Raw genomic sequence first — 21,290 nt, 5'->3', positions numbered from 1 at the left:
TCACGTGAGGTCCAACGCCGAGTCGCCGATCGTCACCATCGTGATCCCGCTCTACAACGGCGAGCGGTTCATCGAGGAGACACTTCGGTCGGTGCTCGCGCAGACCTTCCGGCGGCTCGAGGTGATCGTCGTGGACGACGGGTCGACCGACGGCGGTCCCGGCATCGTCAGGACGCACCAGTCCGACGCGCGCGTGCACCTCGCGACGAACCCGCATCTCGGTGTCGCAGAAGCTCGCAACACGGGGGCCACGCAGGCGTCGGAGCGCTCGTCGTACCTGGTCTTCCTCGACGCCGACGACGTGTGGGATCCGGGGGCGCTCGCGACCTTGGTCAGCACGCTCGAACAACGCCCCGACGCGGCGGGAGCGTTCGCACTCGCGGAGTACATCGACGGCGACGGGCAGGTCATGAACCCGGGCGACTTCCCGCGGCACATGCGCGGGCGCGAGGACCTCCGAGACGGGCGACTCGTGCCGCGGGACAGCGCCGCAGACGTGCGGGCCGAACACCTGTTCATCGCCAACCTCGTCTACCCGCCGAGCTGCCTGCTCATCCGCCGTGCCGCGCACGACGCCGCAGGCGGCTTCGACGGCAGGTTCCTCGCCGAGGACTGGGAGTTCGTGGCGAGACTGGCGAAGCACGGGCCGTTCGTGCCGGTCGATCGCGTGCTCGTCGGATACCGCCGGCACACGTCGAATGCATCGGGGAACCGTGCACGGAACGTCCGAGGCGCCCGCCAGGTGTGGGCGGCCGTGTATCACGCCGACCACTCCGATGGCATGCGCCAGCGCATCCGCGGCATCTGGCGTGCGCATCAGGCACGCACCGCTCGGCGCAAGTTCGACGAGGGTCGGGCCCTCATCGCCCACGGAAGACTGCTGCCCGGGTTGGCGCAGGCGGCCGACGGCGTCGCGCACACGCTGCTGCGTCATCCGCCGCGCATCTGGATCGCGCTCGGATCGCGGACCCGGGCGCACGAGGTCCGGTCCTCTGCGCTATCCCGCGTGGACCGCTGAGGACTCGAGCGCACCGCGGAGGAACGCCGCCGATGTGCTCCGAAGCAGATCCCGTTGCGTCTCGACCGCCGCCCAGTCCACCCCCGCGATCGACTGCAGCCCCCCGACTTCGGTCGCACGGGTCGACAGGCCATTCTGCGAGAGGAGCTCCTGCCAACGCGGGTCTCGATCGAAGCGGTGGCGCAAGACGACGGACCGCCGATACAACAGTGAGAAGATCCCCGCGTGGAACGAGTCGGTGTAGACGACCTCCGCACGAGCGATCGCGGCGACGAATCCGGCGGGGCCGACGTCGGCGAACCGCTCCTGATCCAAAGCGTGCAGGTCGACGACCTCGAGGCCGGTGTCAAGCGCATGTCGCGTCACCCAGGCGTCCTGCTCCGGCGTCGGCTGGCCGAGGAAGAAGCGAACCGCGTAGGGCACGGGGAGGATCTGCGGTTCTGCCGCGATGAGCCGATCCCAGGCGCTCCGGTCCACGAGCAGGGTCGGGTCGACCACAACAGGCACATCTCGACCCGTCAGGTCGGCCACGATGCGGCGCCCGCTCGACTCGCGGACCGACAGCTGCGGGATGCCATTGAGCCACGTGCGATACCGGGAACGGAGAAACCCGGGCACATGCTCGATGCCGAAGCTCGCAGCGTAGGCGATCCGTCGCGACTCGCCGACGAAGTCGAGGAAGTCGATGCCCTGAGCCCGACGGTATGTCGGATTCCAGACCTGGTCCGATCCGACGATCGCGGCGTCATACCGATCAGCCCAATGATCTGCAGGCATCTCCGAGTACACCTGCGCCGACGAAGCGATCCGCGTGCGGGCGAACTCGCGGATCGCTGTGCGACGGCGCTCGAGGTAGGCGGGAGCGCTCACGGCACTTCCCTGCACGCGCTCGCGTGCGCGGGTGCTCGCTCGGCGAGTGAAGCCGACGACGTCCTTTCGGATGTCGTGCAGGAGACGCGGCGCCAGCAGGGCGCGATCCCAAGCGGGCGGTCGGTTCCGAATTGTTTCCGGCTCCCATCCCAGCGACCGGACCGCTTCCTGGAGCGCGTAGTTCTGCAGGCGGTTCCCGTAGTTCGTGTCGTCGTTGATCGTGACGATGCCGACCCTGCAAGTGCCCATCGGGTCTACCCGCGCCTGAGCAGGGATCGGAGCTTTGCGCGCGCGCGGGTGGACAGACTCTGCCCGGCAGACTCGACCTTTCGGTATCGAGCGATCGCGGCGCGCATCGGTCGGGTGTACGACGACAGCCGGCGAGTCTGCTTCGATCGCGCGAACGCCTCGAAGGAGAGCACGGACATCGCACGGCGTTGACGGATCAGCGCCATCCGATCGGCCGAGACACCCTCGTATCCGGGGACGACCCGCTTGCGCGGCACGCTCAGCCCCGCGGCGAGGTCATCGGCCAGCCGCACCCTGAGGCCATCGCGTCGGTGCCGGAAATTCCCCGCCTGCGATTGCGCGGCGAGGTCGGGGGTCAGCGGCTCGAGGAGGACAGTGCCGTCGTCGACGCCTTCGGCGAGGATCAGGTCGGCGTCCGCACGGCGCGTGACCACGACGTTGGTGCCCCGCCAGTCGTCCGTGTACCGAGGCAGCCACGCATCGCCGAACACGATGTCGGAGGTCTCGGCGAACACGTCGTCGCAGAAGTTGCAAGCCGCTGGCTGGAAGGCGCCGTAGCCCCAGCTGCCGTCGAGGGCCGAGAGGGTGCGGCGCCGCCGCGGAAGCCGACCGTGCGCGCGGACCTCGTAATCGTACGAGTAGGAGCGTCGGGAGGGGTTCTTGACCCTGAAGTCGATAGCCTCGAGGTGCTCCGGGCGCACGCCCGCCTGCCACGCGAGCGACTCCGCGAAGAACTGGCTCTTGAGGTGCCCGCACACGAGCCCGACGTGCCAGGTGAACTGGGCGCGCAGATCGGCGTCGACCTCCGCGAGATGTCGCATGGCCGTGATGAAGCACGGCACGCCCACGATCGCGTAGGTCAGCCCATCGCCCCGAACCTCGCGCACGACTTCGGCAAGCGTGGTCGAGTAGTACATGGACTTGCGAGACGCGAGGAGATCCTCGGCGCTGCGGGAGATCGTGTAGCCGAACAGCTCCCGGCCACCGTCGCGTCCGACGTGGATGACCCCATCGACGAGCCGTCGATCGAGCAGCTCGCCCAGGAACCACGAGGTGAGCCCACCGGAGCTGCTGCCCATCACCCGCGCGTCGTCCGTGAGGCGCCCGGCGTGGATCGATCCGTACCGCCCGATGCGGGAGTCCGACGGCAGGTCGCCGTACCGTTCCGCTGCGATGCGATCTTCATCCTTCGATGCGTCTGAGAATGGGCAGACACTGTCTGCCTGCCGGATCTGTGCGGGAGTCGCGCCAGTGAGGTCAGCCTGGTGCATCCCGTAGCCGTCGAGTCGAACTGATATCGCCCCCGAGGTGCGGATGGAACATCCGCCGCAGCCGACACACATCCCTTGTGCGACCACATCGCCGATCGTGTGTCCCATCGGGCCAGACTAGCCGCACGGGAGAGGTGCGATACTTGACCGGATCACACCGAAGGACCGGGCATGACTTCGACCACCACGCGCCGAGAGCTCTGGCGCGAGCGGATCGCCGACTTGTGGGCGAACGCGTGGCGCTGGGTTCTTGCAGCCTTCGGAGCTGTCGTCGCCACGTACTTCGTCCTCGAGCGGGGATTCGTGGGCGGTGCGACGCTCGCCATCGTCATCGGCGGACTGGTTGTCGCCGCCGCGCTCACCACGTCGAAGCCCCTCGCGATCGCACTGTTCGCGATGCCGGGCCTGCTGGTCGCTCAGCGCATCGGCCTCGGCGGCGGCGACCTCTCAGTTTCCGACGCCGCGCTCGCCGCCGCGTTCGGCACGGCGCTGCTGCTCGGCCATCGCCCCTACAGCAAGCCGCTGCGCCAGTTGCTGCTCATCAATCTCGTGTACCAGTTCGCGACCCTGTTCACCGTCGTCGTCAACCCGTACGCACTCAACACGATCGAGTGGTTCCACGCGTGGCTGCTCGTCTCGGGCGCGCTCATCGTCGGGTGGGCACTCGGCGCCGCTGGGTACGCGAGACTTGCGCTGTCGCTCATCGTCTTCACCGCCACCTTGTTCGCCGCGTTCACCGTGGTAGCAGCCGGTTTCCAGTATGCGGTCGGTGACTTCGGCCCGGCAACGCCGACTTGGCCGTTCCCGATGCACAAGAACTTCATCGGGACGGTGCTCGCGTTCGGCGCGATCATCGCGTACCTCAACCCCGACTGGGTTGGTTGGACGAAGGGCTGGGCGAGGTTCGCGTTCGTGCTGATGGCGGCGGGCATCGTGGTCGCACAGTCTCGTCAGGCACTCATCGGGCTGGTGGCCGCGATCATCATCGCAGTGCTGCGCCGGAGCACCACCGGACGTTCTCGATGGGTGCTCCTCCTGCTGATCCCCGCGGCGTGGCTCGTGATCTCGATGGTGGTCGAACAGGTCGAGTCCCAGAACCGGCACAACTCGGTCTTCCAGCGAGTCGAGTGGTTCCGCGAGGTGTATCACTTCTGGCGGGAGTCTCCGATCTTCGGGCACGGACTGCGCTACTGGTACAACCCCGGCGAGCTGGGGTACCAGCCCCCGCAGGCCGAGTTGGAGGTGCTCGCTTCGGCGGGTGTCGTCGGGCTCATCGGGTTCCTCGTGATGTGGATCGGGGTGCTTGTCGTGCTCTGGCGTGTCGACCCGCGGTTCGGCACCCTCGCGGTCGCCGTGCTGCTCAGCCGATTCGTGCAGTCGCAGTTCGACCTGTTCTGGGTCGCCGTGCAGGTGTCGGTGCCGTTCGTGGTCGCGGGCATCTGCCTGGGTGCGATGGATCACGAACGAAGGGCGAAGGAGGCGCGCGAAGAACTCGCCACGCCAGAGCCCCTCGCGCGCCTCGGCGCATCCAAGGCGGGCACCGGTCCGGGCCGATAGGCTCGCGCGCGCACATCGATGGTCGTTGACATACCATTGGGCTATTCATGGAAGGGTCTGCCGCGCCGCGGTGACGCCTTGGAAAGCACGGAGGTTGCATGGAGCTCCGCGATTACCTGCGCGGTCTGCGCAGGCACTGGATCGCCATCCTCCTGATGACGCTCGTCGGCGCCGGTGCAGGGTACGGGTGGACGGTGCTCCAGACCCCCGTCTACGTCGCTGGGGCGAGCGGCTACTTGTCGTCGACCGGGGTCGAAGATCTCGGCACATCGACGCTCGGCGATTCGCTGGCCAGGGCGAAGGTTCCCACCTACCTCGAGATCGCTGGCTGGCGCACGGTCGCCGAGCATGCGATCGAGGAGCTCGGGCTCGACACCACCCCTGAGGCGCTCGTCCAGCGCATCGAGGTGACGAACCCCGACAGCACGACCTTCATCAAGGTCAACGCCCAAGGCTCGAGCCCGCAAGACGCCCGGGCGCTGGCGGAGGCGTGGATCGACGCGATGAAGCTCGAGATCGACGAACTCGAGGGCGACGGCACCGCGGGTTCGGCCCCCGTCACGATCCTCCCGGGCGACGTTGCGTCGTTGCCCTCATCGCCGAGCTTCCCCGACGTGCAGACGGCCGTGATGGTGGGCGGAATCCTCGGCCTCGGATTCGGCATCGCGTTCGCCATGGTCCGCACCGTCTCCGACCGTCGCATCCGCGCTGCGGAGGACGTCGAGCAGCGCACCGGAGTCGCCGTGGTCGGTACGATCCCGATCGTGCCCGGCCTCGACGACGCGACCAGGCTCGTCGACCCGTCGACGTCGGGCTCCACCGGCAAAAACGGCACCTTCGCCGTCTCCGAGGCGTTGCGGGCCCTTCGCACGAACCTGCAGTTCATGGACGTCGACCACCCGCCGAAGACGATCGTGGTCACGAGTCCGCTTCCGGGCGACGGAAAGTCGACCGTCGCGTGCAACCTCGCGCTCACGCTTGCAGCGGCGGGCACCACCGTGGTGCTCGTCGACGGCGACCTTCGCCGGTCGATGGTCGCGACGACCATGGGACTGCCCGGTGGAGCCGGTCTCAGCGACGTGCTCGCGGGGCGGGCGGCGCTCGCCGACGTGCTGCAGCGCACCCCGAAGTCGAACAACCTCCTCGTCCTCGCCGCCGGCAGCGTTCCGCCGAACCCGAGCGAGGTGCTCGGCTCCGAGCGGATGCACACGCTGATCGCCGACCTGACGAAGCACGCGACGGTGATCATCGACGCCCCGCCGCTCCTGCCCGTGACCGATGGCGCCGTGCTCGCGCACCAGGCAGACGGTGCACTCGTCGTCGTCACCCTCCGCAAGACCACGTTCGACCTGCTCGACAAGGCCCTCGACACGCTGCAGAAGGCGCGCGGGCGCGCACTCGGCATCGTGCTGAACCGGGCTCCTCTGCGCGGCACCGACGCCGCCGCGTACTCGTACGAGTATCGCCGCGACTACACGTCGAGGGCAGAGCCTGACGAGGTCGTGCCCGCCGAGGTTTCGGCTCTGCCCGAAACGTCGCGCGTCGACGATGCCGACACCGACGACCTCGTGGACGAAGCCCCGGTCGCTGCACCGCGCCGTGGCGGTCGTCGCGGCTGACGAGTGAGTGGGCGAGCGGCTGCTGCGGCCGCGATGGGCACCCCACGCCGCGTCGCGCTCGTGAGCTCCTCGTACGACCCGTACGTCGGCGGGGTCGAGGAGCACGTCCGCCAGGTCGCCCGACGACTGCGCGACGACGGCGTCGAGGTCGAGGTCTGGACGGTCGATCGCGGCGAGTCACTGGGCGTGCGCGAGGTCGAGGGCCTGACGGTGCGGTACCTGCCGACTCCCCTCCCGGCCGCGTCGCCGGGTGCCGCGTTCCGATTCCTGCTCCGGCTGCCCGCCGCGTGGCGTCGCTGGGCGGCCGCGCGACGCGGGTTCCGGCCCGACCTCCTGCACGTGCACTGCTTCGGCCCCAACGGCGCCTATGCGGTCGCCATGCATCGGCGCTTCGGCCTCCCGCTCATCGTCACGTCGCACGGCGAGACCGTTGCCGACGATCACGCGGTGTTCGAGCGCTCACGACTCCTCCGAACCGCGCTCAGGCGCGCACTGGTCGCTGCGGTGAGCGTGACGGCGCCGTCACGGTTCGTCATCGATGATCTGCAGCGCAACTACGGGTTGGTTGGCGGGTTGGTGGTCCCGAACGGGGTCGAGCCCACTCCACCACCGCCGATGACCGCCGGGCCGGGGCTCGGTGGACGTTATCTGCTGGGAGTCGGCCGCCTCGGCCGAATGAAGGGCTTCGACCTGCTGATCGACGCATTCGCGCGAGCAGGGCTCGATCGCGACATCCGTCTGGTCATCGCGGGTGACGGACCCGAGCGCGAAAGCCTGCACGCACAGGTCACCGGACTCGGGCTGACCGATCGCGTCGAACTGGTCGGCCGCCTGGATGCGGCGGCCGTCGCCCAGGCGATGTCGGCCGCGCTCGCCGTGGTGGTGCCCAGCCGCATGGAGGCGTTCGGCATCGTCGCGCTCGAGGCATGGCGCAGCGGGGCGCCGCTCGTCATGACGAACCGTGGCGGTGCCCCGGGCTTCGTGCGCGACGGTGTCGACGGAGTCCTGGTCGACCCCGAGGACATGGCCGCGCTCGTCGGCACCCTCGAGCACGTGAGCGCCGACGAATCCTTGCGAATGCAGCTCGCCGCAGCGGGTCGCGAACGGGTGGGCGAGTTCACGTGGGCGCGCGTCGCGCACGCGTACGAAGAGCTCTACGCCGCGGCATCCGACCGGGCCGGAGTCACCGCATGAACTATTCCGGCCCGCTCGTCAGACGACTCCGCCAACTCCGGCGCGTCGGCGTCGCCTCCACCCGGCGCCCGATGTGGCGTGGTGGCCTCGTCGTGCCCGCGCAATGGTGGGACGGGCACCCGAACTTCGGCGACGATCTCACGCCATGGCTGCTGCCGAATTACGGGGTGCTGCCGATCCACCGAGTCGCCTCACGGGCGCGGCTTGCGGGCGTCGGCAGCATCCTCGAGTTCCTGCCCGCCGACTGGGACGGCGTGATCTGGGGAAGCGGCCTCATGCGCGGCGAGCCGCATCCGCTCCCGAACGCACGGGTGCTCGCCGTGCGTGGACACCTGACCCGCGAGCTCATCGGTGCACCCGACGACGTGGCGCTCGGCGATCCGGGGATCCTCGTGGCTCGCCACCGGCCGAGGCCCGAGCAGCGATGGGATGTCGCGCTCGTGCCGCATGGTCACCACCGTTCGCACGAGCCGTTCCTTGCGCTCGCCGAGTCCGCCGGCCAGCGCGTGCACGTGGTGAACGTGCACCAGTCGGCGCAACGCGTCGTGCGCGAGATCGCCGCCAGCGGCGCGGTCGTCACCACATCGCTGCATGGGCTGGTCACGGCCGACGCGTACGGCATCCCCGCCGTGTGGACCACGCTGGATCCCCCGCTCACCGGCGGCGCGTTCAAGTTCCATGACTACGAGTCGGTGGTCACGCCGGGTGGGTCTCGGTTCGTGCGATTCGAATCCCGGATGCCGCTCGCCGAGCTGCTCGAATCTGCGACCGCCGCGCCTCAGGCGAATGTCGAAGCCGCCTGCGACGCGCTCGAGGCCGCGGCGGGACTGCTGCCCCAGGCGCTCGGCTCTCCGGGCCGATTCCCGCGAGACCTGCTACGGGCGCTCGCCGACCGGGTGTGAGGTCGATCAGGCCAGCGACGCCCAAACACGGGCGTGCGCCTCGGCGCAGCGTTCCCAGGTGAAGCGCGTGGCTCGTTCGCGCGCCGCGCGCACGAGCGCACCGCTCGCGTCGCCGCGCGTCGCGTCGAGCAGGCCGCCCGCGATGCCGGCACCGGTCGGATCGACGAGGATGCCGGTGTCACCGACGACCTCGGGCAGCGAGCTCGTGGCCGCGGCGACGACCGGCACATTCGCCGCCATCGCCTCGAGGGCGGGCAGACCGAACCCCTCGTAGAGAGACGGCACGACCACCACTGCGGCGCCCGCGACGACGCCGGGCATGAACTCGTCGGGCAGGCGCCCTGCGAGCACGACACCCGGCATTCCGTCGAACAGCTCGGTGCGATGCCGGTGCGGCGGCCCTGCCAGGACGAGGCCGAGCCCCGGTCGTTCTCGAAGTACGAGCGGCCACGCCTCGGCCAGGGCCTCGAGATTCTTCCGACGGGACGCGCCGCCGGCATGCAGCACGTACTCGTCTGGGATTCCAAGCGATCGGCGGATGTCGCGGGGCAGCGGTTCGGCGTCGAAGAATCGCTCCTCGACGCCGTTGTGCACGACATGTGGGTCGGTGATACCGAGCAGTTCCACCGCCTCGCGGGCGCTGAACTCCGACACGCAGATCACCGCCGCGGCTCTCCGCGCCTCCTCGATCGCGGCTGGAACCGGCGCCGATTCATCGGGGAACCGCCACGCGACCACGTCGTGCAGGGTGATCACGTCTGCGCCCGGCGCCGGAGGGAGCTCGAGGTTCATGCGGTGCACGACCTGGTCTCGCCCGTACAGGAGGCGCCCGAGGTTGCGCCTCATTGCGGTCGACGCCGAAGCGACCCGCCCGACCGGAAGCCGCCGGTCGCCGGCAAGCTTGGATCGCAGTGACCGCACGACGAGTCGGCGAACCGCCCAGGCGCGTTCGTCGACCGTCCGCAGGGCATCTAGGGCACGTCGAGCGACCTGCTCCTGGTACATCTGCGCACCCATCGGATGCTCGGTCGCCATCGTCGCGATCGTCAGTCGTGGGTGCGCAGCCATCGGACTCCCAGAGTAGAGGAGTCCAGGGAGTTCCGCGCGTGCGGTCCCACCTCCGGGTTCTTCCGTGCGAGGGTGACGGGAGCGCACGGGAAGGTAGGCTCCGTGGTATGTCAACAGCCTTCGACGTGCGTGCGCTGGCGAGCAGCTTCCGTATCGAACTCGACGATTCGTTGAGCACCGCCGACCAGGAGTCGATCAGAGCGCATTGGGTAGATCTCGCTCACGACGGCGTCGGCGAGCCCGACCAGGTGATCCGCGCCGGCTTGCGTGACTACCCGGCATCCGATGCTGCACAGGTGATCCGTGCGGACTCGCCTGAGGCGGTCGCCCAGCGCATCACGTCCGAGGTCACGATCGGTGCCATCGGCGGGCTCCGCGGCGAGGCCCTCATGCTCCACGCGAGCGCCGTGGCGCTCGATGACGGGCGGGTGATCGGATTCGTCGGGCCGTCGGGCCGGGGCAAGACGACGGCCTCACAGGTACTCGGCCGCGTCTACGGCTACGTGACCGACGAAACGTTGGCGGTGCGCGTCGACGGTTCGGTCGTCGCTTACCCCAAGCCGCTCTCGATCGGGTCATGGCCGGGCGTGAAGGTCACGGAGCCGGCCTCGGCCCTCGGCCTGCGCGGGGCACCAGCCGATGGCCTCCACCTGGCGGCGATCGTGCTGCTCGACCGGCGCCCAGAGGTTGAGCAGCCATTCGTCGAATCGGTGCCGATCATCGAGGCACTGTCCGAACTCGTTCCGCAGACGAGCCACCTGTCGGCGCTCGATCGGCCGCTCCGAACGCTCCTCGAGGCGATACTCTCGACCGGCGGGGTGCGCCGGGTCGTCTACTCCGAGGCGTCGTCGCTGCCCCCGCTGATCGATGACGTGCTCCGGGAGACCGGCGGCGATTCACCGGTGCTCACTGACGTCGCGAAGATGTCCCAACGCGACTGCGATTGCTTCTCGGGCATCGTTGAGACGCCATCGGATCCTTCACGGGTCGAGCGACCGGGTGCGTACTGGCGGGTGACCTATGGCGATGCACTCATGGTCGATGACTCGCTGGTGCTGCTGGTATCGGGACAGGTGGTGGTCCTCACCGGTGTCGGCCCGATTCTGTGGCTCGCCGCCGACGGTCTCACCCAAGAGGAGTTGCAAGCGATCGCGTTGCGACAGCTCCCTGATCCGCCCGCCGGCGTCGACGTCGCCGCGGTCATCTCCGATTCTGTCCACAGCCTGGTGGAGTCGAGGATCTTCGTCGGCACCTGAGGCCCCACTCCGGTAGGCCCCCGAACGAGGGTGATGCGAGCGCTCGACGAATGAGGTAAGTACCTCTAGAGTTGGCGAGTACCAGTGTTTCAGTCACCCGAATTCTTGACCCGACCGCCCACGTAAGAAAGGCCTGCAATGAGTGACCTCGAAGAACAGAAGCCTGGAGTCAGCCGCCGCACGGTCGCCAAGGCGATGGCGTGGTCGGTCCCCGCGGTGGCCCTCGCCGTTCCCGCGCCTGCGTTCGCGGCGTCGCCCGGCATCATCACCGTCAACGGCGCAGGCTGCAAGCTGCCCGGCGCCTCGCAGGACGTGTTCAAGGGCTACGCATTCAGGGCCACCATCTCCAATACGACGAACGCCCAGATCACCATCACGATCGTCGACATGACCCTGGGCGGCGACGATCTCGGAAATGTCGGCGTCATCCGTCTCAGCCCCTGTGGAGACCTCGGAACGAACACGTTCGTCGTGGCGGCGAACAGCACGTTCGACGTGGCACTCATCACCCAGAATGCGGCGAACAGTGCGAACGGCCAGCTCATCATCAGCTACACGGTGGACGGCGGTCCCGTACAGCAGGTGTCCACCGCTGCGAACGCTGCACCCCCGATCCAGGGCGCATCCTGCGACTCGTTCACGGCGGCCGAGAAGAACTGCATCGCCAGCGAACTCTAGTACCCGCTGCGATGGCAGAAACCCGGAGGGCCGCTCGGCTCGCCGGGTTTCTGCATTCCGGGGCACATCCGACAGGCCGAGCGCCGGCACGTTCGTCGCACGGCGCAGTCGGCCACCGCACGCATCACCAGCTACCTTCGCGCGGGTTCGAGGCGCCGCAGCACTGCGCCCATCGCGGCGACGCGGTCGCCCCAGTCGGCGACAGCCCCGTCGGCGCCATCGGGAAAGCGCGACGTCGCCGGCACCGCGGCGGCGACCGCCGCCGCGAACGCATCGCCCGAGGCGACCGTGATGCGCGGGTCATCCGCATCACGGAATCCCGCGACGGGGGTCGACACCACCGGGCGTCCGACCGCCTGGTACTCGTAGAGCTTGATCGGGTCGAGGCTGTCGGTGAAGTCGGTCACGACGTGCGGCACGACGAGCACGTCGGCGTGCTGCAGGTAGCCGACCACGGCGTCGCGCGGGCGGGGGCCGAGCATTTGGGCGCCCGCATCGTGTAAGCGCTGCACCTGGTCGGGTGCCAAGAGGTTCGGACCGACGAGCACGAGTGTCGCGGCCGGCCCGAGAGCGCGCGCGGTCGCTTCGCACAGGTCGACGTCGATGCGGTCGGGGTGCACGGTGCCGAGGTAGAGGGCGATCGGCCCGCCAGGAAGGTCGGTTGGGCGAGCGACCGGCCGGCGATAGGCGGCGACATCCACCGCGTTCGGGATGAGCGTCGCTGGCCTCAGCGCGCTCTTGCGGCGAGCCAGCTCGGGTGAGCACACGACGACCTCGCGGGCGAGTTCGAACAGCCGCGCCTCGTTGGCGGCAACTCGTTCGAGCTCGGCCGACGACCGGTCGGCCGACAGCCAGTCGTCGGTGATGTCGTAGACGGTCGGCCAGCCCGATCGTTCGGCGAGCGGCGCGGCACCGGGGTCGTTGATCCAGAGCAGCGGATGTCGCATGCCGAGCGATTCGGCACTGCGCATCACCGCGTGCGCGAGGCGATCGTCGGCACGGCGGTCGAACCGGCGGGGCATCCATTTCACGGGGCGCATCGCGAAGAGCCGGTCGGGCGCGACATCCGGAACCTTGCGAACGCCACGCGCGAACGACGGTCGGCGGCCCGACCGCAGGTCGTGCGTCGGGTCGGCGGGCGGCTCGACGAAGAGCACCCGCAACGCGGCATCCGATCGCAGCAGCCCAGCGACCAGGTGCTGGTTGCGGCGCCAGACGTCGTCCCACGCTTCGAGCGACATCACCACGAGATCGGTCACAGCACGCTCCGGTACACGACGTCGGTGCCGTCGACCTGCGCCCGCAGCGAGTAGTCGTGCTGCTGCCGCGTTCGAGCCGCGAGCGCGAGGGCTGTGCGTCCGGCGGCGTCGTCGGCGAGGGATCGCAGGTGAGCGGCGGCCTCGTCGACGTCGTTCGGCGCGAATGCGGCCCGGGCGTCGAGGCCCGCGAGCAGGTCGAGGTGACCGGCCGCGCCCGCGGCGACGACCGGAAGCCCGCCGGCCATCGCCTCGAGCAGGGTGAGCCCGAGGCCCTCGACCGGGCAGGGAGCGATCAGCAGCGCAGCGCGGTCCATGACCGCCGGGAGATCGGTGCGATACCCGAGGAATCGCACGGCACCTTCGAGCCCGTGAGACGCGGCGAGCTCACCGAGCGATTCGCGTTCGGGCCCGATGCCTGCGATTTCGAGACCCCAGCCGTCATCGGCGAGCCCGGATGCCGCGAACGCGCGAATCCCGATGTCGGTGCGCTTCTCGGGCTGCAGTCGCTGCGCCATGAGCACGACGCGTTCGCGCAGCGCGACGTCACCGAGCGGTCGGGGCTCGATTCCCGAGTGCACGACCGTGCTGGGGCCGTCGACCGCGCCCGCGACCGCCGTCGAGATCGAGATCTGCGCGTCGATGGATCGCCCGACGAGCGCGCTGATCGGCACGGGCCCGAGCCTGCCACGCGGCTTCGCGAAGTGCCGCGTCGCGACGATCGCCGGCCGTCGTGGTCGTCGCCGGAACCCGAGGGCGGCCACCGTGCCGACATCGGCGGCGGTCATGTGGGTGTTGACGACGTCGACGCCGGGGCTGAGTCGCCGCACGGCCCGGTACACGTCGGCCGTGCCGGGTGCGGGCGTGTGCCCTACGCCGACCTCGTCGAGTCCGGCACGCATGCGCTCGGGGTCGCCGCCGATGACGGCGACGGCGTGCCCGTCGCCGGACTGTGCCCGTGCGAGCCGCAGCACGAACTGTTCGACACCCGAGAATCCGTCGGAACGGATGGCGTGCAGGATGCGGAGCGGCCGCGTCATCCGCCGGCCTCGTCGCCGGCGTCGTCTGGAGTCCCTTGGCCCAGAGCGGCCCCGACCCCGCCCCGTCGCATCGACTCGATGAGCTCGAGGTAGCGGCGGGCGATCTGCGGCCACGCGTACTGCTCCGCCGTCTGCCGGGCCCGAACTCGCCACCCATCGAGCGGCTGGCTCGACAGCTCGTCGAGGCGAGCGCCGACGGCCTTCGCCGAGCGCTCGACGAGGAATCCGTTCTCGCCGTCGATGAGGATGTCGGGAGCGAAGCCCACCCGCGTCGACACGACCGGCAACCCGCACGCGAGCGCCTCGAGCACGACGAGCGCGTTCGCCTCGTAGGCGCTCGGCAGTACGAGCACGTCAGAGGCCCAGAGGAAGGGGATCGGGTCGCGGTGCGTGCCGACGAAGTGCACGCGCTCGCTGACGCCCGCGGTTCGTGCCTGGGCCTGCGCCCGGCGGATCATGTCGGGTGAGCCGCCGATCACGAGCAGCAGCACCTCGGGTGCCGTGCCCAGCGACTGGATCGCAATGGGCAGCCCCTTGCGTTCGAACTCGTGGCCGATGAACACGGCGATCGTGCGGTCGTCGTCGACGCCGAGCTCGGCCCGGGCCTGCACGCGCTCGGCGGCATCGGGAGGGCGGAACCGCTCGATGTCGACGCCGTTCGGGATCACGTGGATCGGCGCACGCACGCGGCCGTACGTCGAGCGCAGCAGCTCGGCCTCGTTCGTCGTGAGGGCGACGACCGCGCGGTGGGTGCGACCGCGATACCGGATGCGGTCGCGCACCGCCGTGAACAGGTGCACGGGGTTGCGCACCATGCGCCAGGCGTAGTCGCCGCGCGCGCGCATGGCGGCCTGCAACAGGCCATGGTTCACGTAGATGTCGCCGGCCATGACGTCGTTGTGCGTGATCGCGATGGCGTCGGGCCGCTCGGCGAGGAATCGCCGTGCTCGCCGAGTGCCGACCGTGCTGAACCAGACCACGTTGCGCGCGCGGGTGAGGTGGGTGGCGAGCGGAGTCCGGCCGCGGAACCCCGAGGGCCTGCCCGCCTCAGCGGCGGTGAATCGCTCGACGGTCGCTCCCGCGGCGATGAATTCGCGCTCGAGCGCGTGGGCCACGCCGGCGACGCCGCTGCCGGAGCTGATGGCGGGCGCGATCTGCACGATGTGGGTCATCCGTTGCTCCTCGCGAACGGATGCCCCGAACCGCCGTGCTCGTGCTCGCGCTCGGCGAGCAGTTCGTCGGCGAGGTCGAGGTAGCGCTGGGCGACCCCGCGCCATCCGTAGGCCTCGACCGACTCTCGAGCCCGACGTCGCCACTTCGCGAGATCCGCGTCGTCGAGTGCGGCGAGCTGCTGCATGCGTTCGCCGACCGCCTGCCCGGTGCGCTCGACGAGGAACCCGTTCACGCCGTCGACGATCACCTCGGGCGCGAAGCCGACGGGTGTCGCGATGACCGGCAGCCCCGAGGCGAGGGCTTCGAGCACGACGAGGGCATTCTCTTCGGATGCGCTCGGCAGCACGAACAGGTCGGCCGCCCTGAGGAACGGCGTCGGGTCGCCCCTCGGGCCGAGGAAGAGCACGCGTTCCGCGACGCCATTCGCTTCGGCTTCGGCCTTGCCCGCCGCGATGATCTCGTCGGTGCCGCCGACCACCAGCAGGAGCACGGACTCCGCGTGCAGCAGGCCTTGGATGGCGAACGAGACGCCCTTGTTCGTGAACTCGTGGCCGAGGAACATGGCCACCCGCTCGTCGTCGCCGAGGTGCAGCAGCTCGCGCGCCGCACGCCGCTCGACGGGGGTCGGCGGGTGGAAACGGTCGAGGTCGACGCCGTTCGGGATGACCTCGATCCTCGGGCGCACCGGGCCGTACGTCGAACGCAGCTCGGCGGCGGCCGCCTGCGAGAGGGCGACGACCGCCCGGTGCGTGCGCCCGCGGTACCTGATGCGGTCGCGGAGGTAGATGAAGTCGTGCACGGGATTGCGGTAGATCTCCCACGCCGAGCGACCCCGCGCCCGCATCAGGGCGAGCAGCACCCCGTGGTTGATGAAGATGTCGCCGGCCATGACGCTGTTGTGGCAGATCACGACGGCGTCGGGGCGCGTTGCGATGAACTCGCGGGCGCGCCTGGTGCCGACCGTGCTGAACCAGACCTGGCGCCAGCCGCCCGCCAGCCGTGCCCGCCACCGCGTCGTCGGCCACGGCCGCTCCGCCTTGCCGCGCCGTGCATCGCTGTACGTGAAGCGCTCGACGGTCGCGCCGAGCGCGCGGAACTGCTGCTCGAGGTTCCACGCGACGCCGGCGACGCCGCTGCCGGGGCCGACGCGATTGGCGATCTGCACGATGCGCGTCATGCGAGGCGTCCGTTGGCGAGGGGATCGGGGAGCTCGGGTTCGAGGTACCGTGCCTCGACGCGCACCGGCCCGAGTCGATACAGCGCCGCCCGCTTGCGCGCCGCTCGCCCGCGCTCGCCGGGCAGCACGACCGATCGCACCATCGACCCGAGCCATTGCGCCAGTCGAGCCGACTGCCAGCCGAGCGCGCCGTGGTGCTTGCGCAGGTAGCGCTCCTGGGAGGCACGGAAGTGCGCCTCGCGACGCGACGAGTCGCTGCTCGTGGCTGCGCCGACGTGCAGCGCCCGGGCCTCGGGCACGGCCGCGTGGCGCCAGCCGAGGCGATGCGCCCGATAGGCCCAATCGGTCTCCTCGGCGTAGAGGAAGAACCGCTCGTCGAACCCGCCCACCTGATCGAGTGACTCGGCGCGCAGCAGCAGCACCGAGCCGATGACGAAGCGAGCGCCGCCTTGCAGCCGCCCGAGCCCGACCGCCTCGAGCCAGGCCGCGGCCGGCGACGGGAACGTCCACTCGACGCGGGCGGCGGCGCCCTCCTCGTCGACCTGCGCCGGTCCGACGCTCGCGAGGTCGGGCCGGGCACGTATGGCCCGCTGCAGCACGGCGACGTCATCGGCCGAGATCACGGCGTCGGGGTTCAGCAGCAGCACGTCGGCGCCGGGCACGAGCCGGTCGGCCACCGCGACGTTGACGCCCGCAGCGAAGCCGCCGTTGCGTCGTGGGTCGAGGTAGCGCACGCCGAGTTCGGCGCACAGCGCCGCGATCTCGGGCATCGACGAGTTGTCGACGACGGTGACCGGCAGGTGCGCCACGGGTTCGAGCGCTCGCCGCAGCATGGTGGGCGCGCCGTAGGCGACGACGATGACCTCGAGCTCGCGAGGGCGGTCGGATGCCTCGTGCACGACCGATCGGTAGAGGTCGAGGTAGTCGCGGGCGACGGCATCCCAGGTGCATTCCCCGGCGCGGGCGAGGCCGGTCGTGCGGAGCTCGTCGGCCCGGGCGGCTCCGGCATCGACGAGGGCAGCCGAGAGTGCCGCGTCGTCACCCGCGGGGACGACGACGCCGGCGCCGCCCACCACGTCGGGAAGGGCTCCTGCGTCGCTCGACACGACCGGCACGCCGCATGACATCGCCTCGACGGCCACGCGGCCGAACTGCTCGGTCCACGACGGCGTCGGCAGCGACGGCACCGCGAGCACGTCGAGGGTTCGGTAGAACCCGACGACATCGTCGGGGTCGACGGGGCCGATGAACTCGACCCGGTCGCTGATGCCGCGCGCCGTGGCGAGAGGGGCGAGCTCGGGTGCAAGGGGGCCCGAACCCGCGATGCGCAGGCGCAGGCGCGGGTCGCGTGCAGCGGCGTCGAGCAGTACGAGCACGCCCTTCTCGGGGACGAGGCGTCCGAGGAAGCCGACGGTGATCTCGGTGGTCGCGTGGTCTCGATACGGCGCTGGCGCGCCTCCTCGAGCGGCGAGGTCGGCGTCCGTCGGTCGAGGAGCCGGCGAAGCCGGTGTATCGAGACCTTCGGCGGGCGACTGCGACGCCGGGACATCCGCCGGTCTGAATCGTTGCTCGTCGACACCGAGCGGGATGACGCGCGCCCGCCCGGCGAAGCCCTTGTGCTCGACGATGCGGGCGGCCTCGGCGTTGCAGGCGGAGACGCCCGAGGCCGAGCGGAGCGCCCATCGCTCGAGCCACCGGAACGGCACCGGGTAGCGCTTGCGCAGGTTCTGAGCGGTGTAGAGCACCACCGGGGTGCGACGCGACCGCCGGCGCAGTGCCCGCAGCAGCAGCACCTCGGCGGTGGCGAGGGCGAACGGCTCTTCATGGAGGTCGATGACGTCCCAGTCGCGGCCGAGCGCCCGCCAGATGGGGCGGGGATCGTAGACGAACAGTGCGGGGTGCGTGCCGATCGTGCGCAGGCCCACGACTCGCTCGTGAGGCCTGGCCTCGAGCGTGACCGGCACGCCGCCCGCATTCCAGCGGCGCGCGCTGAGCAGCGACACGTCGACGCCGAGATCGGTGAGCGCGCGCTCGCGCCCGCGCCACTCGTCGACGACGGCGCTGTGCGAGACCCTGAGTACGCGCACCACACCCCCTCTAGACTCCTAACGGAAACCCTAGCCGTGCTGCGGTGGGCGGGGTCGTCCGCGAAACGTGCCGAAAAGGGGGGCCACAGTGGGTGCGGAGTCGTTCACGGTGCTCGTGGTCTGCCAGGGCAACGTCAATCGATCGGCGCTCGGCGCGGTCCTGCTCGAGCGGTGGGTGGACTGGTATCTGCCGTCGCCGCTTCGAGCACAGGTCGAGGTGACGAGCGCGGGGCTCGGCGCGCCGGTGGGCGCCCCGATGGGGCCCAGAGCGCGCGTCATCGCCGAGGCGCTCGGCGCTGACGGCTCGGGTCATCGGGCTTCGCAGATCACCGAGGGCATGATCCGTGCGGCCGACCTGGTGCTCGTCTCGTCGACGCGTCAGCGGGGCAGTGTGCTCGACCTGGTGCCGGGTTCGGTCCGCTCGACGTTCACGATGCGCGAGGCCGGGCGCATCGCGGCGACGTTGCCGACGATGCCCGCACCGAGCTCGGTCGAGGAGCTGCGACTTCGGGTCGCGTCGCTCGCAGAGAACCGGGCGACACCCGGTGACCGCTCGGGCGGGGACGACATCGTCGACCCTGAGGGCAAAGACGACGAGGCCTATCGCGAGATGGCCAGGCAGCAGGTTCCGCCGCTCGCACGGCTGGCTCAGGTGCTGTTCGGGATGCCGCGGGGCGAGGTCGCGGCCTACGACGCGGCCGCCGAGGCGGCCGAGTTCTCGTTCAACAGCGAAACGGCAGGCTCCGCAGGCCCCGCCGGCTCGACGCAGGCGCGCCCCCGGGGGCGGCGCCAGGTGTGACGCTGCGGGTGCTGCATCTCGATCACACCAACGTCGGCGGCGGTGCCGAGTTCGCACTGCTTCGCATGCTGCGCGCCGAGCCGTCGTGGGCGCCGTACCTGCTGCTCGCTGCGACATCCGATCGTGCGCTCGGCGTCTACGACGCGGTGCCGTCTCGTGTTCCTCGCGCGATCGCCGGCGTCCGACAGCCGGCCGGGGCGACCTCCGGCGGCCTGGGCGCGGCGCTCTCGGTCGGGCTGCGGGTCGTCGCGCAGGCCGCCTCCGTGCGCTCGTCGCGGGCGTTCGGCAGCGCCGACCTCGTCGACGCCAACACCGCCCGCGCGGCGGCCTACGGTGCGCTGGCCGCGCGCACGTCGCGCGTGCCGTTCGTCGTGCACCTGCGTGATCTCGTCGACGTCGAGGCCCTTGGCCGGGCGGGCTGCGAACTGATGGTGCGCGTGGTGCTGCCGCGAGCCGACGGCGTCATCGCCAACTCGGGCGCAACGCTCGAGTCGGCACGTCCGCACCTTCGCCACGGAGCGCTCGCCGAGGTGATCCCCAGTGCGTCGGGACTGCGCATCGGCGCCGCTGCCGCCCCGGTGCGCGGTCCGATCCAGACGGTCGGGATGCTCGCCCGCATCGACCCGTGGAAGGGGCAGCACGTGCTGCTCGAGGCGTTCGCGCGCGTGTTCCGTGACCGCGACGTGCGCCTGCAGCTCGCCGGCGACGCACCCTTCGGGCACGAGCGGCACCTCGAGGACCTGCGCCGCCGGGCGTCAGAGGTCGGTGTCGCAGGGCAGGTCGACTTCCTCGGCCACGTCGACGACGTCGACACGCTGCTCGCCGGATGGGATGTCGCCGTGCAGGCGTCGACCCGCCCCGAACCGCTCGGCCAGAACGTGCTGCAGTACCTCGCGGCGGGCCGCGCGGTCATCGCCGCCGACGAGGGCGGTCCCGCCGAGTGGATCACCGACGGCGTCAACGGCCTGCTCGTGCCGCCGCGCGACATCGACGCGCTCGCCGCGGCGCTCGGCCGACTCGACGCCGATGCAGACCTGCGCGTGCGGCTCGCGATCGCGGCTGCGGCCACTCACGGCCTGCTCGACGACGCCGCCGTCACCCAGGCGCACGCGGCGTTCTACGAGGCGGTCGTGCGCTCGAGGCGAGGCGCCTGACCCGCGCCCGATCGACCGGCCGTGCGCCCGCCGACGACATCAGCCGCCGTCAGGAACGCGGTGACCTCGTCGAGCGTGACGTCGGCCCGCAGGATGCGGTTGTGGCCGAGGCCGTCGGTGGCGACGAGGCGAGCGCTCGGGCCGTTGACCTCGGCCAGCCGTTGGGACTGCGTGAACGGCACCCGGCGGTCGCCGCGGTCGTGCACGAGCAGCAGCGAGGTCGCATCGGGCAGCGGATGCCGCAGCGCCGAGAAGCGCTCGAACGGGTCGGGCCCGCCGGGGAAGAGCCGGGCGGCGAACCGCCGCGCGAGCGCGTCGCGGCTCGGCCGGTCGAGGCCGACCACGTCGCCGAAGCCCTCGATGAACACGTCGGGAGAACCGGCGCCCGCCACGCCCACCACCCGGCGCGCGGCGATGCCGTCGTGCACCGCGACGAGCGCGGCGAGGGCTCCGAACGAGTGGCCGACGATCGCGTGGAACGCGCCGTGGCGGTGCTGAAGTTCGGTGATGGTGTCGAGGTGGTCGACGAGGTACGTTCCCCTGCCCGGCGAGTCGCCGTTCGCGGGCGCGTCGAAGGCGACGACCCGAAAGCCTTCGCTGCGCAGCTCGCGCACGAGCGGTGCGAAGACGCTCGCCCGAGACTGCCAGCCGTGCGCGAGCACGACCGTGTCGGCGCCCGTGCCCCACTCGTAGGTGACGACGTCGGCGCCCGCTCGGCGCAGGCCCGGAATGCGCACGGTGCCGCGCCGGGCCGCGGCGTGCGTGGCCCGGTCGGCGGGCGCGACGGGCGTTCGCCTGCCGACGCGCATGAACAGCGGAAAGGCGAGGCGGCCCGCGAGTGCGGGCGAGACCGCGCCGGCGGTGCGGATGCCGGTGGCGATGGCGGATGCTGCGGACATCGGTGTCTCCTCGGGATCGGTTG

18 protein-coding genes are annotated in these 21,290 nt (G+C 70.7%); 9 read left to right on the top strand and 9 right to left on the bottom strand.

Going from position 1 to position 21,290, the window contains the following annotated elements:
• Positions 1 to 4 precede the first annotated feature (4 nt).
• Positions 5 to 1,018: a glycosyltransferase family 2 protein gene (locus LSF15_RS05870; RefSeq protein WP_232497598.1), complete on the top strand. Its 1,014-nt coding sequence runs from the start codon at positions 5 to 7 to the stop codon at positions 1,016 to 1,018.
• Here the strand turns inward: LSF15_RS05870 and LSF15_RS05865 are convergent.
• Positions 998 to 2,137: a polysaccharide pyruvyl transferase family protein gene (locus tag LSF15_RS05865; protein WP_232497597.1), complete on the bottom strand. Its 1,140-nt coding sequence runs from the start codon at positions 2,135 to 2,137 to the stop codon at positions 998 to 1,000. The genes LSF15_RS05870 and LSF15_RS05865 overlap by 21 nt on opposite strands.
• 5 nt (positions 2,138 to 2,142) lie before the next feature.
• Positions 2,143 to 3,408: a Coenzyme F420 hydrogenase/dehydrogenase, beta subunit C-terminal domain gene (locus tag LSF15_RS05860; protein WP_269756235.1), complete on the bottom strand. Its 1,266-nt coding sequence runs from the start codon at positions 3,406 to 3,408 to the stop codon at positions 2,143 to 2,145.
• A gap of 171 nt (positions 3,409 to 3,579) precedes the next feature.
• Between LSF15_RS05860 and LSF15_RS05855 the strand changes: the two genes are divergently transcribed.
• From LSF15_RS05855 to LSF15_RS05840, 4 genes are all read left to right on the top strand, one after another.
• Complete coding sequence (locus LSF15_RS05855) at positions 3,580 to 4,965, top strand: O-antigen ligase family protein (RefSeq protein WP_232497595.1); 1,386 nt, start codon at positions 3,580 to 3,582, stop codon at positions 4,963 to 4,965.
• A 98-nt stretch (positions 4,966 to 5,063) separates the two neighbouring features.
• The gene (locus LSF15_RS05850) at positions 5,064 to 6,584 is read left to right on the top strand and encodes a tyrosine-protein kinase domain-containing protein (RefSeq protein WP_232497594.1); all 1,521 of its coding nucleotides are present in this window, start codon (positions 5,064 to 5,066) and stop codon (positions 6,582 to 6,584) included.
• A gap of 33 nt (positions 6,585 to 6,617) precedes the next feature.
• Positions 6,618 to 7,778 carry a glycosyltransferase family 4 protein gene (locus tag LSF15_RS05845; protein ID WP_232497593.1) on the top strand — a complete coding sequence of 387 codons (1,161 nt, stop codon included), beginning with the start codon at positions 6,618 to 6,620 and terminating at the stop codon, positions 7,776 to 7,778.
• Positions 7,775 to 8,680: a polysaccharide pyruvyl transferase family protein gene (locus tag LSF15_RS05840; protein ID WP_232497592.1), complete on the top strand. Its 906-nt coding sequence runs from the start codon at positions 7,775 to 7,777 to the stop codon at positions 8,678 to 8,680. The genes LSF15_RS05845 and LSF15_RS05840 overlap by 4 nt, the downstream gene beginning before the upstream one ends.
• A gap of 6 nt (positions 8,681 to 8,686) precedes the next feature.
• Here the strand turns inward: LSF15_RS05840 and LSF15_RS05835 are convergent, their stop codons facing one another.
• Entirely contained in the window at positions 8,687 to 9,748 is a 1,062-nt protein-coding gene (locus LSF15_RS05835) for a glycosyltransferase (protein ID WP_232497591.1), read from the bottom strand.
• Between the two features lie 107 nt (positions 9,749 to 9,855).
• Here LSF15_RS05835 and LSF15_RS05830 point away from each other — a divergent pair, with 107 nt between their 5' ends.
• Both LSF15_RS05830 and LSF15_RS05825 read left to right on the top strand, forming a co-directional pair.
• A complete protein-coding gene (locus tag LSF15_RS05830; RefSeq protein WP_232497590.1) occupies positions 9,856 to 11,004 on the top strand; it encodes a P-loop NTPase family protein in 1,149 nt (382 codons plus the stop codon).
• 138 nt (positions 11,005 to 11,142) lie between these two features.
• Positions 11,143 to 11,682: a hypothetical protein gene (locus LSF15_RS05825; RefSeq protein ID WP_232497589.1), complete on the top strand. Its 540-nt coding sequence runs from the start codon at positions 11,143 to 11,145 to the stop codon at positions 11,680 to 11,682.
• 131 nt (positions 11,683 to 11,813) lie between these two features.
• On the opposite strand, the gene LSF15_RS05820 is transcribed toward LSF15_RS05825, so the two are convergent.
• The 5 genes from LSF15_RS05820 to LSF15_RS05800 are packed head-to-tail and all read right to left on the bottom strand — an operon-like array spanning position 11,814 to position 18,415.
• Positions 11,814 to 12,941 (bottom strand): glycosyltransferase, encoded by a 1,128-nt coding sequence (locus tag LSF15_RS05820; RefSeq protein ID WP_232497588.1) that lies wholly within the window; start codon positions 12,939 to 12,941, stop codon positions 11,814 to 11,816.
• Entirely contained in the window at positions 12,938 to 13,978 is a 1,041-nt protein-coding gene (locus LSF15_RS05815) for a glycosyltransferase family 4 protein (protein ID WP_232497587.1), read from the bottom strand. Before LSF15_RS05815 ends, LSF15_RS05820 begins: the two co-directional genes overlap by 4 nt.
• A complete protein-coding gene (locus tag LSF15_RS05810) occupies positions 13,975 to 15,150 on the bottom strand; it encodes a glycosyltransferase family 4 protein (RefSeq protein ID WP_232497586.1) in 1,176 nt (391 codons plus the stop codon). The genes LSF15_RS05815 and LSF15_RS05810 overlap by 4 nt, the downstream gene beginning before the upstream one ends.
• The gene (locus LSF15_RS05805; RefSeq protein WP_232497585.1) at positions 15,147 to 16,328 is read right to left on the bottom strand and encodes a glycosyltransferase family 4 protein; all 1,182 of its coding nucleotides are present in this window, start codon (positions 16,326 to 16,328) and stop codon (positions 15,147 to 15,149) included. The genes LSF15_RS05810 and LSF15_RS05805 overlap by 4 nt, the downstream gene beginning before the upstream one ends.
• The gene (locus tag LSF15_RS05800) at positions 16,325 to 18,415 is read right to left on the bottom strand and encodes a glycosyltransferase (RefSeq protein ID WP_232497584.1); all 2,091 of its coding nucleotides are present in this window, start codon (positions 18,413 to 18,415) and stop codon (positions 16,325 to 16,327) included. Before LSF15_RS05800 ends, LSF15_RS05805 begins: the two co-directional genes overlap by 4 nt.
• Before the next feature lie 88 nt (positions 18,416 to 18,503).
• Here LSF15_RS05800 and LSF15_RS05795 point away from each other — a divergent pair, with 88 nt between their 5' ends.
• A complete protein-coding gene (locus LSF15_RS05795; protein ID WP_232497583.1) occupies positions 18,504 to 19,214 on the top strand; it encodes an arsenate reductase/protein-tyrosine-phosphatase family protein in 711 nt (236 codons plus the stop codon).
• Positions 19,211 to 20,368 carry a glycosyltransferase gene (locus LSF15_RS05790; RefSeq protein WP_232497582.1) on the top strand — a complete coding sequence of 386 codons (1,158 nt, stop codon included), beginning with the start codon at positions 19,211 to 19,213 and terminating at the stop codon, positions 20,366 to 20,368. Before LSF15_RS05795 ends, LSF15_RS05790 begins: the two co-directional genes overlap by 4 nt.
• On the opposite strand, the gene LSF15_RS05785 is transcribed toward LSF15_RS05790, so the two are convergent.
• Positions 20,332 to 21,267 (bottom strand): alpha/beta hydrolase family protein, encoded by a 936-nt coding sequence (locus tag LSF15_RS05785; RefSeq protein WP_232497581.1) that lies wholly within the window; start codon positions 21,265 to 21,267, stop codon positions 20,332 to 20,334. The two genes, LSF15_RS05790 and LSF15_RS05785, sit on opposite strands and share 37 nt — an antisense overlap.
• Positions 21,268 to 21,290: the final 23 nt, after the last annotated feature.

It is taken from the genome of Agromyces humatus (assembly GCF_021228295.1).
GTDB classification, from domain to species: domain Bacteria; phylum Actinomycetota; class Actinomycetes; order Actinomycetales; family Microbacteriaceae; genus Agromyces; species Agromyces humatus.
Note: the sequence above shows the minus strand (reverse complement) of the source record. Positions and strands in the feature narration are given on the sequence as shown.

Coding starts and splice junctions, on each gene's coding strand:
- LSF15_RS05865 (WP_232497597.1), bottom strand. CDS start 2,137: ATGGGCACTTGCAGGGTCGGCATCGTCACGATCAACGACGACACGAAC.
- LSF15_RS05805 (WP_232497585.1), bottom strand. CDS start 16,328: ATGACGCGCATCGTGCAGATCGCCAATCGCGTCGGCCCCGGCAGCGGC.
- LSF15_RS05785 (WP_232497581.1), bottom strand. CDS start 21,267: ATGTCCGCAGCATCCGCCATCGCCACCGGCATCCGCACCGCCGGCGCG.
- LSF15_RS05810 (WP_232497586.1), bottom strand. CDS start 15,150: ATGACCCACATCGTGCAGATCGCGCCCGCCATCAGCTCCGGCAGCGGC.
- LSF15_RS05845 (WP_232497593.1), top strand. CDS start 6,618: ATGGGCACCCCACGCCGCGTCGCGCTCGTGAGCTCCTCGTACGACCCG.
- LSF15_RS05855 (WP_232497595.1), top strand. CDS start 3,580: ATGACTTCGACCACCACGCGCCGAGAGCTCTGGCGCGAGCGGATCGCC.
- LSF15_RS05825 (WP_232497589.1), top strand. CDS start 11,143: ATGAGTGACCTCGAAGAACAGAAGCCTGGAGTCAGCCGCCGCACGGTC.
- LSF15_RS05850 (WP_232497594.1), top strand. CDS start 5,064: ATGGAGCTCCGCGATTACCTGCGCGGTCTGCGCAGGCACTGGATCGCC.
- LSF15_RS05835 (WP_232497591.1), bottom strand. CDS start 9,748: ATGGCTGCGCACCCACGACTGACGATCGCGACGATGGCGACCGAGCAT.
- LSF15_RS05830 (WP_232497590.1), top strand. CDS start 9,856: ATGTCAACAGCCTTCGACGTGCGTGCGCTGGCGAGCAGCTTCCGTATC.
- LSF15_RS05860 (WP_269756235.1), bottom strand. CDS start 3,408: ATGCACCAGGCTGACCTCACTGGCGCGACTCCCGCACAGATCCGGCAG.
- LSF15_RS05840 (WP_232497592.1), top strand. CDS start 7,775: ATGAACTATTCCGGCCCGCTCGTCAGACGACTCCGCCAACTCCGGCGC.
- LSF15_RS05815 (WP_232497587.1), bottom strand. CDS start 13,978: ATGACGCGGCCGCTCCGCATCCTGCACGCCATCCGTTCCGACGGATTC.